This window comes from Pseudonocardia ailaonensis, assembly GCF_039531635.1.
GTDB lineage: Bacteria > Actinomycetota > Actinomycetes > Mycobacteriales > Pseudonocardiaceae > Pseudonocardia > Pseudonocardia ailaonensis.
The window spans coordinates 1-15,220 of sequence record NZ_BAAAQK010000025.1; the positions used below are offsets into that span (position 1 = coordinate 1).

A 15,220-nucleotide genomic window follows, 5' to 3' on the forward strand; every position below is an offset into this window, starting at 1 on the left:
TCGGGCCCGCCGAGCTCGGGCCCGCCGCGCTCGGGCAGGGTCGCGCCCGGGCAGGGGCGCCCCCGGCCGAGATGAACGTCAGGCACATTTGATCATGACCGCGAGGTGCCTGAGGTTCATCTCGACTTGACCTGAAGTCGGCTTCAGCTCGTAGCGTTCCGCCCCATGGACGTGAACACCTGGTCGGCGCTGCGCGCGGCCTCGCAGGAGGCGGGGGTGCGGCACGCGCCCGTACCCGCCACGATCCGGCGGATCGCCGGGTTCGCGCGGCCGCATCGCCGTCGGATCGGGCTGTTCGTGCTGTTCAGCGTGGTCGGTGCCGTGCTGACGGTGGCGACGCCGGTGCTCGCCGGGCGGGTCGTCGACGCGATCGACGCCCGCTCCGGGTTCGAGGTCATCGGCGGGCTGGCGGGACTGATCGCCGCGGTCGCCGTCGCCGAGGCGGGGCTGGGGCTCGTCACCCGCTGGTTCTCCGCGACGATCGGCGAGGGCCTGATCCTGCAGCTGCGGACGGCCGTGTTCGACCACGTGCAGCGGATGCCCGTCGCGTTCTTCACCCGGACCCGCACCGGTGCGCTCGTCAGCCGCCTGAACAACGACGTGCTCGGTGCGCAGCGGGCCTTCTCCGACACCCTGTCCGGGATCGTCGGGAACGTGGTCACGCTCGTCCTCACGCTGGTCGTGATGCTCACGATCTCGTGGCAGGTCACGCTGCTCGCGCTCCTCCTGCTGCCCGTGTTCGTGATCCCGGCCCGGCGGATGGGCCGCCGACTCGCCCGCCTGCAGCGCGAGGCCGCGGACCACAACGCCGCCATGAGCACCCAGATGACCGAGCGTTTCTCCGCGCCGGGCGCCACGCTCGTCAAGCTGTTCGGGCGGCCCGCCGAGGAGTCCGCGGAGTTCGCCGCGCGGGCTGGGCGGGTGCGGGACATCGGGGTGCGGTCGGCGATGGTCCAGTGGGTGTTCGTGACGGCGTTGACGCTGGTCTCGGCGCTGGCCCTCGCCCTGGTGTACGGGGTCGGGGGGTCGCTGCTGAGCGCCGGCGAGGTCGTCTCGCTCGCCCTGCTGCTGACCCGGCTGTACGCGCCGCTGACCGCGCTCGCCGGGGCGCGGGTGGAGGCGATGGGGGCGGTCGTGAGCTTCGAGCGGGTGTTCGAGGTGCTGGATCTCGTCCCCATGATCGACGAGCCCGCCGCGCCCCGGCGGCTGCCCTCCGGCCCGCTCGAGGTCCGGTTCTCCGGGGTCGGCTTCGCCTATCCGTCCGCCGACAAGGTCTCGCTCGCCTCGCTCGAGGAGGTCGCCACCCTGGACACCCGCGGCGGCTCCCCGGTGCTCCACGACCTCTCGTTCACCGTGCCGGCCGGGACCATGACGGCGCTGGTCGGCAGCTCGGGGGCCGGGAAGTCGACCATCGCCCAGCTGCTCGCCCGGCTGTACGACGTCGACTCGGGATCGGTGTCGCTCGGCGGCGTGGACGTGAAGGACCTGCGCGCGGCGGATCTCCATGGCGACGTGGGGTTCGTGACGCAGGACGGGCACCTGTTCCACGACACGATCCGCGCCAACCTGCTGCTCGCCGCGCCGGGCGCCTCCGAGGACGCGCTGTGGGACGCGCTGCGCCGGGCCCGCCTGGAACCGCTGGTCAGAGGCTTGGACGACGGCCTGGACACCGTCGTCGGGGAGCGGGGGTACCGCCTCTCGGGCGGGGAGCGGCAGCGGTTGACGATCGCGCGGCTGCTGCTCGCGAAGCCGCGGGTGGTGGTGCTCGACGAGGCGACCGCGAGCCTGGACTCGACCTCGGAGGCCGCGGTGCAGGCGGCGCTGGGCGAGGCCCTCGCCGGCCGGACCGCGCTCGTGATCGCCCACCGGCTCTCCACGATCCGCGACGCCGACCAGATCCTGGTGATCGAGGACGGGCGGATCCTGGAACGGGGCACCCACGGCGAGCTGCTGGGCACGGGCGGCCGCTACCTCGAGCTCCACACCACCCAGTTCGCCGCCGCCTGAGCCCCGCCGCCCCGACCCTCGTGAGTGGCAATAGCCGCCATAGCGACTATTGCCACTCACAGGAGGGTTTCTATCCCGTCGAGGAGGCGGGCGAGGCCGGTCTCGAAGATCTCGTCGAGGTCGAAGTCGATCTCTTGGCGCAGGAAGACCCGGACGGAGGTCGGGAAGGCGCCGGACTCCATGACCGCACGGGTCTCGGCCTCGCGGGCGATCAGCCAGTCCGCCGGGCTGGTGCCGGTCTCCGCGGCCTCCCGGTGCTCGATCTCCAGGCTCGAGGCCCAGCCGTGCACGAACCCGAACAGAGCCAGGTGCAGGCGGAAGATCGTGGGATCGTCCAGGCCCGCACCGCTGAGCGCGCGCAGGTTCCACTCCGAGTAGGGCATCTGGTTGACGCCGGCGGACGGCCTGGTCAGCGACGCGGTGCGGGCCAGCCAGGGGTGCCGGCGGTACATCGCCCACAGGCTCCGGCTCGACAGCTCCAGCTGGGCGCGCCAACCCTCGGGCGGGACCGCGGGCAGCGGGCGCTCCCCGAACACCGCGTCCCGCATGAGCAGCAGCAGCTCCTCCTTGCCGGGGACGTGCCGGTAGAGCGACATCGCCCCGGCCCCGAGCGCGCTCGCGACCCGGCGCATCGACAGCGCGTCGATGCCCTCGGCGTCGACGATCACGATCTCCGCCCGGACGATCCGTCCGCGGCCGAGCTCCGGTTCGGGTTCCGGGGCGCCGGAGCCCGTCTCGACCACCGTGCCGACGCCCGGCACGACCCGCACCAGGCCTTCCTGGCGCAGGGCCGCGATCACCTTGCTGGCCGTGGCCATCGCGATGCCGAACTCGGCGACGATCGTGCGCGTGGAGGGCACCCGCTCCCCCGGTGCCAGCTCACCGGCCTCGATCCGCGCCCGGATGACCTCCACGACGCGCCTGTACGGCGGTGCCGTCACCGCGCCTCCCCTCGTCCGCACTAGTACACCACGCCGGTGCCCTAGTGCACTAGTACGGTTTGCCCGTTGTTCTGATTGTTGCAGGAAAAAGGCTTGGCGAACACCTGCGTACGTCGTACTCTCTGCTGCATCACCTATGGAAGGGAGCACGGCCATGACCACCGTTCTCGTCTCGGGCGCCGGCATCGCGGGCCCGGCCCTGGCGTACTGGCTGCACCGCCACGGCAGCACCGTCACCGTGGTCGAGAGCGCCCCGGCGCCCCGGCCCGGAGGGCAGACCGTCGACCTGCGCGGTGCCGGCCGCGAGGTCGTCGAGCAGATGGGGCTCATGCCCGCGATCCGTGAGGTCGCGATGGAGCAGGAGGGCATCGCGTACGTCGACGCCTCGGGCGCGCACGTGGCCGAGATGCCGGTCGATGCGTTCGGCGGCGAGGGGATCGTCTCGGAGATCGAGATCCTGCGCGGCGACCTCGCCCAGGTCCTGCTCGACGCGACGCCGGACGTCGAGTACGTCTACGGCCGCCGGGTCACCGCGCTCACCGACCGGGCCGACGACGTGGAGGTCACCTTCGACGACGGCACCGTCCGCACGTTCGACCTGGTCGTGGGCGCGGACGGCCCGCACTCGGGGATCCGGCGGCTCGCCTTCGGCCCGGAGGAGCAGTTCGTGAAGCCCCTCGGCGGGTACACGGCGTGGTTCACCGCGCCCGATCCGGTCGGCCTGAACGGCTGGTACGAGATGTACAACGAGCCGGGCCGGGTCGCGTCGATCCGCCCGGACAGCACGGCGGGGCGAGCCAAGGCGGGCCTGAGCTTCCTGTCGGACCCGATCCCCTACGACCGCCGCGACATCGACGCCCAGCGCGCGCTGCTCGCCGCCCGGTTCGCGGGCATGGCCTGGGCCACCCCGGAACTCGTCGAGGCCGCCCGTACGGCCGACGACCTGTACCTCGACAGCGTCGGGCAGATCCGGATGGACCACTGGACGCGCGGACGGGTCGCCCTGGTCGGCGACGCCGGCTACTGCCCCACGCCGCTCACCGGCCTCGGGACGACCCTCGCGCTGGTCGGCGCGTACGTCCTGGCGGGCGAGCTGTCCCGCACACCCGACCACCGGGTGGCGTTCGCGGCCTACGAGGAGCGGATGCGGCCGTTCGTGAAGGAGGCGCAGACGCTCCCGCCCGGCGGCTTCACCGGATACTGCCCGAAGACCCGCGGCGCGATCCGGATGCGGGTGCTCACCACGAAGGCGATGGTCAGCCGCTGGGGGCAGCCGATCGCGAAGAAGCTGTTCTTCTCCCGGTCGAAGGCGATCGAGCTGCCGGACTACTGCGGGATCAGCGCCTGAAGTCGTCCGGGGAGACGTCGTCGAGGAAGTCCCGGAACTCCTGGACCTGCTCCTCCGGCGGGGCCGCCGAGCCCTCGACGGGGAAGACCTCCGAGACGTCCTGACCCACGTCGTCGAGGATCTCGTCGGCGACGCCGATCGGCAGGTCCTCCCGGACGGCGACGGCCAGCGCGTCGCTGGGGCGGACGGAGACCCGGAGATCGTTGTCCAGCACCAGCTCGGCCGAGTAGACGCCGTCGACGAGGGCGGTGATCTCCGCCCCGACCAGCCGGCTGCCGAGCGCCTCGACCACCGGCAGCAGCACGTCCTGGCTCACCGCGGTCTCCTGGTCGGCGCCCTCGCGTTTGCCCACCGAGATCACCTCGGCCTGCTGGGCGCGCAGGAAGACGGGCAGGCAACGGTCGCCGTCCACCTCCCCGAGGACCAGGACCGGTTGCCGGCTCCGTGCGTGGACGACCAGCCTGAGCACCCGCATCGGCCTCATCCGTCCAGTGTGCTGGCTCACACGAGATCGGGCTGTCTCAGTTCGAGACTGCGAGGCTCGGCCGAACTTGTTATAGTTGTTCCATAACAAGATGGAGGTGCGGACATGGACGGGACGAGGCGACGGGCGCTCCTCACCGGACTGCCGTCGGTCGTCGCCGCGGTGCCGGGGATCGTGCTCCTGGCCCGGGCGTGGGACGGGCTCCCGGAGGTCGTGGCGACCCACTTCGGGCTCGGCGGGGCCGCGAACGGCTTCGGCACCCGGGCGACGCTGCTGGGCACGGTGATCGTGCTGCCCCTGGTGCTGGGCGGGCTGTTCGGCCTGATCGGGGCCATGACGCCGGGCCGGCGGGGAGCCGGGTTCGATCCGGCGAAGATCCTCGGCGCGGCGAGCTGGGCGGGCGGGGGCCTGCTCGGCACCATCGGGGTGCTGCTCGTGCTGGCCAACCGGACCGCCACGGCGGAACGGCTGCCGCTCGGGGGCCTGCTGCTCGGGCTCGGCGTCGCGGTCGCGCTCGGCGTCGTCGGTGCCCTGGTCATGCCGCGCAGCACGCTGCAGCCGGGGGCGGACGTGCCGACGCCGGCGCTGGAGCTGGGCGCCGGGGAGCGGGCGAGCTGGAGCGGCTCGTGCTCGTCGGTGTTCGTCACCGCGCTCGGCGGGGTGCTCGTGGTCGCCGGCCTGCTGCTCTTCTGGGCCACGCCCGGCCCGGCCGGGGCGATCATGGGCGCGGCCGGGCTGCTCGTGCTCCTCTTCGGCTCGGCGCGGACCACCGTGGACCGCCGCGGGCTGACGGTCGGGCTCGGCGTGTTCGGGTGGCCGCGGATCCGCATCCCGCTCGAGGAGGTCGCGTCGGCGTCCACCGAGGACGTCGCGGCCCTGCAGTACGGGGGGCTGGGGTACCGGATCGTGCCCGGCGGGGTGGGCGTGATCGTGCGGCCGGGGCCCGCACTCGTCGTCACCCGGCGGTCGGGGCGGCGGCTGACCGTCACCGTCGACCATCCGGAGACGGCGGCGGCGCTGCTCAACGGCCTGCGCTCACGGGCCGGGTGACGGCCGTGCTGATCAGGGTCGATCCCGCGCGACCGATCCCGCTCGCGGACCAGATCGCGGCCAGCGTGCGGCGCGGCATCGCCGACGGCGCCGTCGCGGCCGGCGAACGGCTGCCGCCGGCCAGGGAGCTCGCCGCCTCGCTCGACGTCAGCATCCACACCGTGCTCGCCGGCTACCAGAAGCTGCGCGACGAGGGCCTGATCGAGCTGCGCCGCGGGCGGGGGGCCACCGTCCGGGCGACCACCCGTCCGGGGCACGCCGCCGTCCTCGAGCTGGCCCGCGGGCTGGTCGACGAGGCGCGGAGACACGGGCTGGGCGACGAGGAGCTCGTCGACCTGGTCCGGACGGCCCTCTAGATTGGTCACCCGATAGCCTCACCCCGACGAGAAGAGGGGTGGAACGCACGTGCGCGGCAACCTGTTCGCGGTGGCGGTGGACCTGGTGGTGCTCACCGTCCGCGACGACCGGCTGCACGTGCTGCTCGTCCGGCGGGGTGAGCGGCCCTTCGAGAGTCACTGGTCGTTGCCGGGCGGTTTCGTCCAGGCGGACGAGGACCTCGGCGACACCGCGGCGCGGGAGCTGGCCGCGCAGACCGGCAGCGCCACGGGCGACGCGGTCTCCGGGCACCTCGAGCAGCTCGGCGGGTACGCCGCCCCGGACCGGGACCCGCGCGGGCGCGTGCTGTCCGTCGGGTACCTGGCGTTGCTGCCGGAGGTCCCCGATCCGGTCGGGCCGCTGCAGGCCGCGTTCCTGCCGGTCGAGGACGTCTACGGGCTGGCCTTCGACCACGACCTGATCCTCGCGGACGGCATCGAGCGGGCCCGGGCGAAGCTCGAGTACACCACCCTGGCCGCCGCCTTCTGCCCGGCCGAGTTCACCGTGACGGACCTGCGCCGGGTCTACGAGGCGGTCTGGCGCACGGAGATCGACCCGCGGAACTTCCAGCGCAAGGTCACCTCGACACCGGGCTTCCTGGTCCCGACCGAGACGAGGGTGACGGGAGGCCGCGGCAGGCCCCCACAGCTCTTCCGCCGAGGCCCGGCCACCACGCTGCATCCGCCGATGCTCCGCGAGCCGGCAGCCGCCCTCTCCTGACCGACCGCGTTAGGGAACCATAACGCGATAATCCGGCCCCGAAATTCGCGTTATGGTTCCATAACGCGACAGAAAAGGGGCGGGGGTTAGAAGCGGGGGTGTTCGCCCTTGAGGGTCACTCTCGAGCCCAGTTCGCCGGTGCCCTCGCCTCGGGAGACCTCGCCGAGGACCCAGGCCGGGACGTGGCGGGCCGTCAGGACGGCGAGGGCGCGGTCCACGTCGTCCGGCGGGAGGACGGCGACCATGCCGACGCCCATGTTGAAGGTCTTCTCCATCTCGACGCGCTCGACGCGGCCGCGGCCGGCGATCAGCTTGAACACCTGGTCCGGGGTCCACGAGCCGCGCTCGGCGGTGGCGACCAGGCCCTTCGGCAGCACCCGCTCCAGGTTGCGGGCGAGCCCGCCGCCGGTGATGTGCGAGAACGTGCGGACGCCGGTCTCCGCGGCGAGGGCGAGGCAGTCCCGGGCGTAGATCCGGGTCGGGACGAGCAGCTCCTCGCCCAGGGTGTGGCCGAACTCCTCGACGTGCCCGTCGAGCGGCATGCGCGCGATGTCCAGCAGCACGTGCCGGGCCAGCGAGTAGCCGTTCGAGTGCAGGCCCGAGGAGCCCATCGCGACCAGCACGTCCCCGGGGCGGACGCGCTCGGGGCGCAGCATCGTCTCGGCGTCGACGATCCCGACGCCGGTGGCCGAGAGGTCGTAGCCGCCGGCCTCCATCAGGCCCGGGTGCTCGGCCGTCTCGCCGCCGAGCAGCGCGCAGCCCGCCTGCTGGCAGCCGTCCGCGATGCCCTTGACGATCGTCGCGATCTGGTTCGGGATGACCTTGCCGACGGCGATGTAGTCCTGCAGGAACAGCGGCTCCGCGCCGCAGACCACCAGGTCGTCGACCACCATGGCGACCAGGTCGAGGCCGATGGTGTCGTGCTTGTCCATCGCCTGCGCGATCGCGACCTTCGTGCCCACCCCGTCCGTGGAGGACGCCAGCACCGGCTCGGCGTACTTGCCGAGCTTCGGGGCGAAGAGGCCGGCGAACCCGCCGATCCCACCGAGCACCTCGGGGCGCGTCGCCTTCTCGGCGTACGGCCGCAGCTGCTCGACGGCCTCCTCGCCCGCCTCGATGTCCACGCCCGCCGCGGCGTAGCTGGCGTGGGGCTGGTGCTGGTCGGATGTGGGCATGGATCGGTCTCGTTCCTGGTCAGCGCGGGGACGCCGGGCGTCCACAGTCGTCGGTGCGCGGGGCACCGGGGAGTCAGGGCCTGCTGAGGGCTTCCGCAGCACCGTAGCCCACGGCGAGCGGGGCCGAGGGATCCCGAACCGGATCGTCCGGTGCGACCGATCCGCTCCGCTGCCCCGCCTCGAGCAGGTGCTTGCCGAGCCGCGCCTCCTCGGGGAGCGGGATCGGGTACTCGCCGTCGAAGCACGCGCAGCACAGCCGGCTGCGGGGCTGCTCGCTCGCCGCGACCATGTTGTCCACGGAGACGTAGGACAGCGAGTCCGCCCCGATGGAGCGGCGCACGCCCTCGGTGTCCAGGCCGGACGCGACGAGCTCGGCGCGGGAGGCGAAGTCGATCCCGTAGAAGCACGGCCAGCGCACGGGCGGCGACGCGATCCGGACGTGGACCTCGAGCGCCCCGGCCTCGCGCAGCATGCGGACGAGCGCCCGCTGGGTGTTGCCGCGGACGATCGAGTCGTCCACCACGACGAGCCGCTTGCCGCGGATCACGTCGCGGAGCGGGTTCAGCTTGAGCCGGATGCCCAGCTGGCGGATGGTCTGCGACGGCTGGATGAAGGTGCGGCCGACGTACTGGTTCTTCACCAGGCCCTGGCCGTAGGGGATACCGGAGCCCTGCGCGTACCCGATCGCGGCCGGGGTGCCGGACTCCGGGACCGGGATCACCAGGTCCGCCTCGACCGGGCTCTCGCTCGCGAGCCGGCGGCCGATCTCGACGCGCGCGGCGTGCACCGAGCGGCCGGCGATCGAGGTGTCCGGGCGGGCCAGGTACACGTACTCGAACACGCAGCCCTTGGGCTCGGGCGCGGCGAAGCGGGAGCTGCGCAGCCCGTCGGCGTCGATCGCGAGCAGCTCGCCGGGCTCGACCTCGCGGACCATCGACGCGCCAACGATGTCCAGCGCCGCGGTCTCGCTCGCGACCACCCAGCCGCGCTCGAGGCGGCCGAGCACCAGCGGGCGCACGCCGTGGGCGTCCCGGGCGGCGTACAGCGTGTTCTCGTCCGCGAACGCGAACGAGAAGGCGCCCCGGACGCGCGGGAGCAGCCGCAGCGCGGCCTCCTCGAGCCCGATGTCGGCGGAGGTGGCGGCGAGCAGCTCGCACACCAGGTCCGAGTCCGTGGTGGCCAGCAGCCGGGAGGCGGACGAGCTCCCGCCCTCCCCGGCGAGCGCGGTGACCTCGTCCCGGAGCTCGGCGGTGTTCACCAGGTTGCCGTTGTGACCGAGCGCGATGCCGCTGCCGGTGGCCGTGGTGCGGAAGACCGGCTGGGCGTTCTCCCAGGTCGTGGACCCGGTCGTCGAGTAACGGCAGTGGCCGACGGCGAGGTGGCCCTTGAGCGAGGACAGCGTCTGCTCGTCGAAGACCTGGCTCACCAGCCCGAGGTCCTTGAACACGACCATCCGCCGGCCGTCCGACACGGCGATGCCGGCCGCCTCCTGCCCGCGGTGCTGCAGGGCGTAGAGGCCGTAGTAGGTGAGCTTCGCGACGTCCTCGCCGGGAGCCCAGACGCCGAAGACGCCGCACTCCTCCTTGGGCGAGTCGTCGGAGACCTCGGGGAGCTCATCGGGGGTGGTGGGTACGGGGCCGGTGTGGAGGTTCCGGTCGGAACTCAACGCACTCGCTCCTCGAATCGGCGGCTCAGGCTACTCGATCGTACGCGCCGGACCGCCCGGAACCGAGTCTCCGGGACGGGCGTCACCGAACCAGCGACCCTGGCCCTGGTCGCACCCGAGCCGGGCCAGCCGTTCGGCCTGGACCTCGGTCTCGATCCACTCCGCGGTGACCTCGAGCCGCAGCGCGTGGGCCATCGAGACCAGCGAGCCGACGATGCTCTCGTCCACCGGGTCCGGACGGTCGTGGCGCAGGCCGTCGATGAACGAGCCGTCGATCTTCAGGGCGTGCACCGGGAGCCGGCGCAGCCACGCCAGGCTGGAGTAGCCGGTGCCGAAGTCGTCCAGCGCGAGCCGCACCCCGGCGGCCCGCAGCGCGCTCAGGGCGTCCATGGAGGCGGGCTCGTCCCCCAGCACCGCCTGCTCGGTGATCTCCAGCTGCAGCCGGTGCGGCGCCAGGCCGGTCTCGGCGAGCACCGACACCACCTCGTCGACGAAACCCTGCTCGGGCAGCTGCACCGGGGAGACGTTCACGCTGACGTACGGGGCCCTGCCGTCCGGGCCGGGCGCCCAGCCGGCGGCCTCCCGGCAGGCCCGGGCGAGGATCCAGCGGCCCAGCGGGACGATCGCGCCGCTGTTCTCGGCGAGCTCGATGAACCGGCCCGGGCCCAGCAGCCCCTGCTCCGGGTGCTCCCAGCGGACGAGGGCCTCGTAGCCGCGCACGACGCCGTCCCCGAGGCCGACGAGTGGCTGGTACCAGAGCCGGAACTGCTCCCGGTCCACCGCCCCGCGCAGGCCCGCGACCAGGGCGAACCGCGCTGCCTCCCCGGCGTCTCGCTCCGGGTCGAACACCGCGCGGGTGCCGCCGCCCTGCGCCTTCGCCCACGACAGGGCGACGCCCGCGGCGCGCTCGAGCTCGGCGGGGCACTCCACCGCCGTACTGCCCTCGGCGATACCGATGCTCGCCGTCACCCCGACCCAGCGGCCGCCCACGTGGAAGGGCGCGGCCAGCGACTCGAGCAGCCGGTCCGCCACCGCACACACCTCCCCCACGCCCTCGGGATCGGTGAGCAGGACCGCGAACTCGTCCCCGCCGGTGCGCGTGACCAGGTGCGGGCCCGCCGCCGTCCGGAGCCGGTCCGCGAGCGCGGCCAGCAGCTCGTCGCCCACGGCGTGGCCCTGCGCCTCGTTGACCCGGCGGAAGTCGTCGACGTCGATCGCGCAGAGGCCGACCCGCGCGGTCCCCGGACCGAACGCCTGCCGCACGGCCTGCTCGGTGAGGTCCCGGTTCGGCAGCCGGGTCAGCCGGTCCCGCGACGACGCCTCGACGAGCCGGGTCCGCAGACGGTAGCGCTCGGAGACGTCCTCGATCACCGCGATCAGATGGCTCGGCCGGCCCGCGGAGTCCCGGATGAGCGAGCCGGTGACGTGACCCCAGACGTGGCCGCCACCGAGCGCGGCGAAGCGGACGTCGATGCTCATCGTGTCCGGTAGGCCCGAGACCAGCCGGCGGTACGCGGAGTCGAACGCCTCGTAGTCGTCCGGATGAACGAACGCCGCCGCCGGGCGGGGCAGCGGCGGGGTCTCCATCAGGCCGAGCATCCTGCAGGCCGCGGGATTGAGGTCGACGACCTCGCCGTCGAGCGTCGCGACCGCGATGCCGACCGGACCCTGCGTGTAGATGGTGCGGTAGTGCGCCTCGCTCTCGGCGAGCGCCCGCTCCACGTTGCGCCGGGCGCGCAGGGTCGCCCGCATCAGGTCCTCCTGGGCCTGGTGCGCGCGGAAGCGCAGGGCGCCGGCGAAGCCCGCCGCCAGCTCGTCCAGGGCCAGGACCAGCCGCAGCCGCTGAGACGGGCCGACGAACCCGAGGGCGGCCGGTGCGGCGTCGCGCAGCAGCCGCAGCGTGCCGGGCAGCACGTCCTCGGGCGCGTCCCCCACGATCCCGGTCCGGTCCCCGCAGAAGCCGGAGGCCGCCAGGTCCGCGCCGATGCCGCGGGCGGCCAGCGGCCAGAACGGCTCCGCGGCCAGGGCGGCACCGAGCCGGTCGAGCAGCACGCCGAGCGTCTCGACGTTCTCGGCGGAGTCCGCGGACGCCTGCGGCAGCAGCTCGGCCCAGCGCGCGGCGAGCTGCACGACCTCGGGCCGCGGCGTGCGCGCCTGCGCCGGGACCGGCCCGACGGATCCGGCCGCGACCCGCCGCAGCGGACCATCCGCGCCCGGAAGGTGACTCACTGCAACCATGCAGCCACCTCCCGTCGCCCGTCGGGTTCACCAGCCTGCCGATCGGGGCAATCTTCGACCTCGTGACGCCGTTTCGCCACCAGGAGGAGACCAGCATCCCCCATTCGGGGACTCAGGTCACCGGTGGGTTCAGCGCAGCGGCAGCAGGGCACCCACCTCGCCGGCCCGCGAGCCGGACGCACTGACCGCACCCGAGGCGACCGCGTCCGCCCAGGTGGAGCGGCCCGTCGCCAGGGCCAGCCAGGTCCTCGCGTCCGCCTCGACGATGTTCGGCGGGGTCCCCCGGGTGTGCCGGGGACCCTCGATGCACTGGACGGCCGCGTACGGCGGGATCCGGAGCTCGACGCTGTGCCCGGGGGCCAGCTCGACGACCGCGGCCAGCGACTCCTTGACCGCCGCCTTGATCACGCTGCGTGCGGGCGCGGGCCCGCCGTCGAGCCAGGCCTCGAGCTCGTCCGCCTCGCTCACGCGCTCTCGAACAGCCGGGGCAGGGTGGCTTCCCAGGCCTCCCGCAGCTCGGCCAGCGGCAGGGCCGGGATCTCGGCGATCTCCAGCGCGTCACCGCCCACGGTGCCCAGCCGGGTCGCCGGGACGCCGGCCTCGCCCGCCGCGACCAGCAGCGCCGCCGCACCCGCGGCCGGGACCGTGACCAGCACGCGGCCGGTGGACTCGGAGAAGAGACCGACGAACGGGTCCACGGTCGGGAGCGTGACGCTCGCCCCGTGTCCACCGACCAGCGCGGCCTCGACGAGGGCCTGGGCCAGGCCGCCGTCGGAGAGGTCGTGGGTGCCGGTCAGCGTGCCGGCCTGCGCGGTCAGCAGCTGCGCGAGCCGCCGCTCCCCCTCCAGGTCGACGGCCGGGGGCCGCCCACCGAGGTGGCCGTGCGCGACGTGGGCCCACTCGCTGCCGCCCAGCTCGTCCGCGGTGTCCCCGAGCAGCACGATCGCGTCTCCCTCGGTGCGGAACCCGGACGGGATGCGGTCCGCGACGTCGTCGATCACGCCGAGCACGCCGACGACCGGAGTCGGCAGGATCGCGCTCGTGCCGGTCTGGTTGTAGAAGGACACGTTGCCGCCGGTCACCGGGATGCCCAGCTGCGCGCAGCCGTCGGCCAGGCCGCGGACGGCCTGCGAGAACTGCCACATGACGTGCGGGTCCTCGGGCGAGCCGAAGTTCAGGCAGTCGGTGACGGCGAGCGGGACGGCGCCGCTGGTGGCGACGTTGCGGTAGGCCTCGGCCAGCGCGAGCTGCGCGCCGGCGTACGGGTCCAGCGCGGTGAAGCGGGAGTTGCAGTCCGTGGCGACGGCGATGCCGCGGCCGGACTCCTCGTCGATCCGGACGACGCCCGCGTCGGCGGGCTGGGCGGCAGCGGTGTTGCCGCGGACGTACCGATCGTACTGGTCCGTGACCCACGCGCGGCTGCACAGGTTCGGGCTGGCGACCATGCGGAGGATCTCCGCACGCAGCTCGGACGGGGCACCGGGCCGGGGCAGGCTGTCCGGGGAGTTGCGCTCGAGCTCGTCCTGGCCGGCGCCGCGCTCGATGGGGCGGTGGTAGACCGGGCCGTCGTGGGCGACGGTGCGCGGCGGGACGTCGACCACGGTCTCGCCGTGGAAGTCGATGACCAGGTTGTCCCCGTCGGTGACCTCGCCGATGACGGTGGCGATGGTGTCCCACTTCGCGCAGACGGCCATGAACGCGTCGACGTTCTCCGGCGTGACCACCGCGCACATCCGCTCCTGCGACTCGCTGGAGAGGATCTCGGCCGGGGTCATCCCGGTGGCGCGCAGCGGGACCTTCTCCAGGTCGATGTGCATGCCGCCGTCGCCGGCGCTCGCGAGCTCGGAGGTGGCGCAGGACAGCCCGGCGCCGCCGAGGTCCTGGATACCCACGACCAGCCCGGCGTGGAACAGCTCCAGGCAGCACTCGATCAGGACCTTCTCGGTGAAGGGGTCCCCGACCTGCACGGACGGCAGCTTCTTGCGGCCGGTGCCCTCGCCGAAGGTCTCGCTGGCCAGCACGGAGACGCCGCCGATGCCGTCGAGACCCGTGCGGGCGCCGAACAGGATGATCTTGTTGCCCGCGCCCGACGCGAAGGCCAGGTGCAGGTCCTCGGTGCGCATCGCACCCACGCACAGGGCATTGACCAGCGGGTTTCCCGAGTAGGAGGCGTCGAACACGACCTCGCCGCCGACGTTCGGCAGGCCCAGACAGTTCCCGTAGCCCCCGATGCCCGCCACGATGCCGGGCAGCACCCGCGCGGTGTCCGGGGCGTCGGCCGGGCCGAAGCGCAGCGGGTCGCCGACCGCGATCGGCCGCGCACCCATGGCCATGATGTCCCGGACGATCCCGCCGACCCCGGTCGCGGCGCCCTGGTAGGGCTCGACGTACGACGGGTGGTTGTGCGACTCGACCTTGAACGTGACGGCCCAGCCGTCCCCGATGTCCACGACGCCGGCGTTCTCGCCGATGCCCGCGAGCATCTTCGACCGCATCTCGTCCGTGGTGGTCTCGCCGAAGTAGGCGAGGTGCACCTTGGAGGACTTGTAGGAGCAGTGCTCGCTCCACATCACGGAGTACATCGCCAGCTCGGCGTCCGTGGGGCGGCGGCCCAGGATCTCGCGGATGCGGGCGTACTCGTCCTCCTTGAGCCCGAGCCCCTTCCAGGGTTGCGCCTGGTCCGGCGTGGCCTCGGCCTGGGAGACGGTGTCGGCGACGGTACGGGAGTCGAGCTCGGTCACGGGTACCAGCGTAAACGCCCCCCGCCGCCGCCCCCGGAGGCGTCCGTCACCAGGCCGCCACCGCTCGAACGGCGCTGCTGCGGAACCGGGCTCGGCGGTACCGTCGGTGGCGGAGGCGCTGATGTCGAAGGTTCTGCTGCGGGTCGCGCAGGTCGTCGGGGTGCTGGTGCTGGCCGGGCTGGCGATCGGGATCGTCGTCGGCTTCCTGCACATGCTGCTGGGGATCGTGCTCGTCGTCGCGGTCGCGGCGGGTGGGATCTGGCTCTACAAGCAGGTCTCGGGTCGTTCCCGGGCGACGCCGGCCGTCGCGCCGGCGGGCGGGGGACGACGGGAGGAGCTCGAGGGTCGCGCCGTCATGGACCCGGCTGGCCGGTGCGGATGGTGCGGCTCCGCGACCCTCCACACGGACCAGTACGGCTTCCCCACCACCCCGCTGAAGTACCACCGAGCGGAGATCGACGCGCAGCTGTAGCCC

13 protein-coding genes are annotated in these 15,220 nt (G+C 73.4%); 6 read left to right on the plus strand and 7 right to left on the minus strand.

Translation table 11 applies throughout. From position 1 onward, the window contains the following. The first annotated feature begins 165 nt into the window (after positions 1 to 165). Positions 166 to 2,007 carry an ABC transporter ATP-binding protein gene (locus ABD324_RS29145; RefSeq protein ID WP_344424246.1) on the plus strand — a complete coding sequence of 614 codons (1,842 nt, stop codon included), beginning with the start codon at positions 166 to 168 and terminating at the stop codon, positions 2,005 to 2,007. Between the two features lie 56 nt (positions 2,008 to 2,063). Here the strand turns inward: ABD324_RS29145 and ABD324_RS29150 are convergent, their stop codons facing one another. Continuing rightward, complete coding sequence (locus ABD324_RS29150; RefSeq protein ID WP_344424249.1) at positions 2,064 to 2,948, minus strand: TetR/AcrR family transcriptional regulator C-terminal domain-containing protein; 885 nt, start codon at positions 2,946 to 2,948, stop codon at positions 2,064 to 2,066. Between the two features lie 154 nt (positions 2,949 to 3,102). Here ABD324_RS29150 and ABD324_RS29155 point away from each other — a divergent pair, with 154 nt between their 5' ends. Further along, on the plus strand, positions 3,103 to 4,296 hold the full coding sequence (locus ABD324_RS29155; protein ID WP_344424252.1) for an FAD-dependent monooxygenase: 1,194 nt from the start codon (positions 3,103 to 3,105) through the stop codon (positions 4,294 to 4,296). Here ABD324_RS29155 and ABD324_RS29160 read toward each other — a convergent pair. After that, the gene (locus ABD324_RS29160) at positions 4,286 to 4,780 is read right to left on the minus strand and encodes a bifunctional nuclease family protein (RefSeq protein ID WP_344424254.1); all 495 of its coding nucleotides are present in this window, start codon (positions 4,778 to 4,780) and stop codon (positions 4,286 to 4,288) included. The two genes, ABD324_RS29155 and ABD324_RS29160, sit on opposite strands and share 11 nt — an antisense overlap. A gap of 105 nt (positions 4,781 to 4,885) precedes the next feature. Between ABD324_RS29160 and ABD324_RS29165 the strand changes: the two genes are divergently transcribed. The 3 genes from ABD324_RS29165 to ABD324_RS29175 are packed head-to-tail and all read left to right on the plus strand — an operon-like array spanning position 4,886 to position 6,925. Further along, positions 4,886 to 5,830 carry a DUF1648 domain-containing protein gene (locus ABD324_RS29165; protein WP_344424256.1) on the plus strand — a complete coding sequence of 315 codons (945 nt, stop codon included), beginning with the start codon at positions 4,886 to 4,888 and terminating at the stop codon, positions 5,828 to 5,830. A 5-nt stretch (positions 5,831 to 5,835) separates the two neighbouring features. Continuing rightward, positions 5,836 to 6,186: a GntR family transcriptional regulator gene (locus ABD324_RS29170; protein WP_344424259.1), complete on the plus strand. Its 351-nt coding sequence runs from the start codon at positions 5,836 to 5,838 to the stop codon at positions 6,184 to 6,186. A gap of 49 nt (positions 6,187 to 6,235) precedes the next feature. Next, entirely contained in the window at positions 6,236 to 6,925 is a 690-nt protein-coding gene (locus ABD324_RS29175) for an NUDIX hydrolase (protein WP_344424262.1), read from the plus strand. Positions 6,926 to 7,011: 86 nt separating this feature from the next. On the opposite strand, the gene purM is transcribed toward ABD324_RS29175, so the two are convergent. The 5 genes from purM to purL all read right to left on the minus strand — a co-directional run bounded on the left by purM (position 7,012) and on the right by purL (position 14,745). Continuing rightward, complete coding sequence (gene purM, locus ABD324_RS29180) at positions 7,012 to 8,100, minus strand: phosphoribosylformylglycinamidine cyclo-ligase (protein WP_344424265.1); 1,089 nt, start codon at positions 8,098 to 8,100, stop codon at positions 7,012 to 7,014. Positions 8,101 to 8,173: 73 nt separating this feature from the next. After that, the gene (gene purF, locus ABD324_RS29185; RefSeq protein WP_344424268.1) at positions 8,174 to 9,766 is read right to left on the minus strand and encodes an amidophosphoribosyltransferase; all 1,593 of its coding nucleotides are present in this window, start codon (positions 9,764 to 9,766) and stop codon (positions 8,174 to 8,176) included. Between the two features lie 30 nt (positions 9,767 to 9,796). After that, entirely contained in the window at positions 9,797 to 12,004 is a 2,208-nt protein-coding gene (locus ABD324_RS29190; RefSeq protein ID WP_344424271.1) for a putative bifunctional diguanylate cyclase/phosphodiesterase, read from the minus strand. A gap of 129 nt (positions 12,005 to 12,133) precedes the next feature. Beyond that, the gene (locus ABD324_RS29195; RefSeq protein ID WP_344424274.1) at positions 12,134 to 12,472 is read right to left on the minus strand and encodes a sterol carrier family protein; all 339 of its coding nucleotides are present in this window, start codon (positions 12,470 to 12,472) and stop codon (positions 12,134 to 12,136) included. Next, the gene (purL, locus tag ABD324_RS29200; protein ID WP_344424276.1) at positions 12,469 to 14,745 is read right to left on the minus strand and encodes a phosphoribosylformylglycinamidine synthase subunit PurL; all 2,277 of its coding nucleotides are present in this window, start codon (positions 14,743 to 14,745) and stop codon (positions 12,469 to 12,471) included. Before purL ends, ABD324_RS29195 begins: the two co-directional genes overlap by 4 nt. Before the next feature lie 121 nt (positions 14,746 to 14,866). Between purL and ABD324_RS29205 the strand changes: the two genes are divergently transcribed. Beyond that, positions 14,867 to 15,217 carry a hypothetical protein gene (locus tag ABD324_RS29205; RefSeq protein ID WP_344424279.1) on the plus strand — a complete coding sequence of 117 codons (351 nt, stop codon included), beginning with the start codon at positions 14,867 to 14,869 and terminating at the stop codon, positions 15,215 to 15,217. Positions 15,218 to 15,220 lie beyond the last annotated feature (3 nt).

Excerpts from the sequence above, each read along its gene's own strand:
- ABD324_RS29145 (WP_344424246.1), top strand. The coding sequence starts at position 166 with ATGGACGTGAACACCTGGTCGGCGCTGCGCGCGGCCTCGCAGGAGGCG.
- ABD324_RS29155 (WP_344424252.1), top strand. The coding sequence starts at position 3,103 with ATGACCACCGTTCTCGTCTCGGGCGCCGGCATCGCGGGCCCGGCCCTG.
- ABD324_RS29160 (WP_344424254.1), bottom strand. The coding sequence starts at position 4,780 with ATGAGGCCGATGCGGGTGCTCAGGCTGGTCGTCCACGCACGGAGCCGG.
- ABD324_RS29165 (WP_344424256.1), top strand. The coding sequence starts at position 4,886 with ATGGACGGGACGAGGCGACGGGCGCTCCTCACCGGACTGCCGTCGGTC.
- purM (WP_344424265.1), bottom strand. The coding sequence starts at position 8,100 with ATGCCCACATCCGACCAGCACCAGCCCCACGCCAGCTACGCCGCGGCG.
- ABD324_RS29190 (WP_344424271.1), bottom strand. The coding sequence starts at position 12,004 with ATGGTTGCAGTGAGTCACCTTCCGGGCGCGGATGGTCCGCTGCGGCGG.
- ABD324_RS29205 (WP_344424279.1), top strand. The coding sequence starts at position 14,867 with ATGTCGAAGGTTCTGCTGCGGGTCGCGCAGGTCGTCGGGGTGCTGGTG.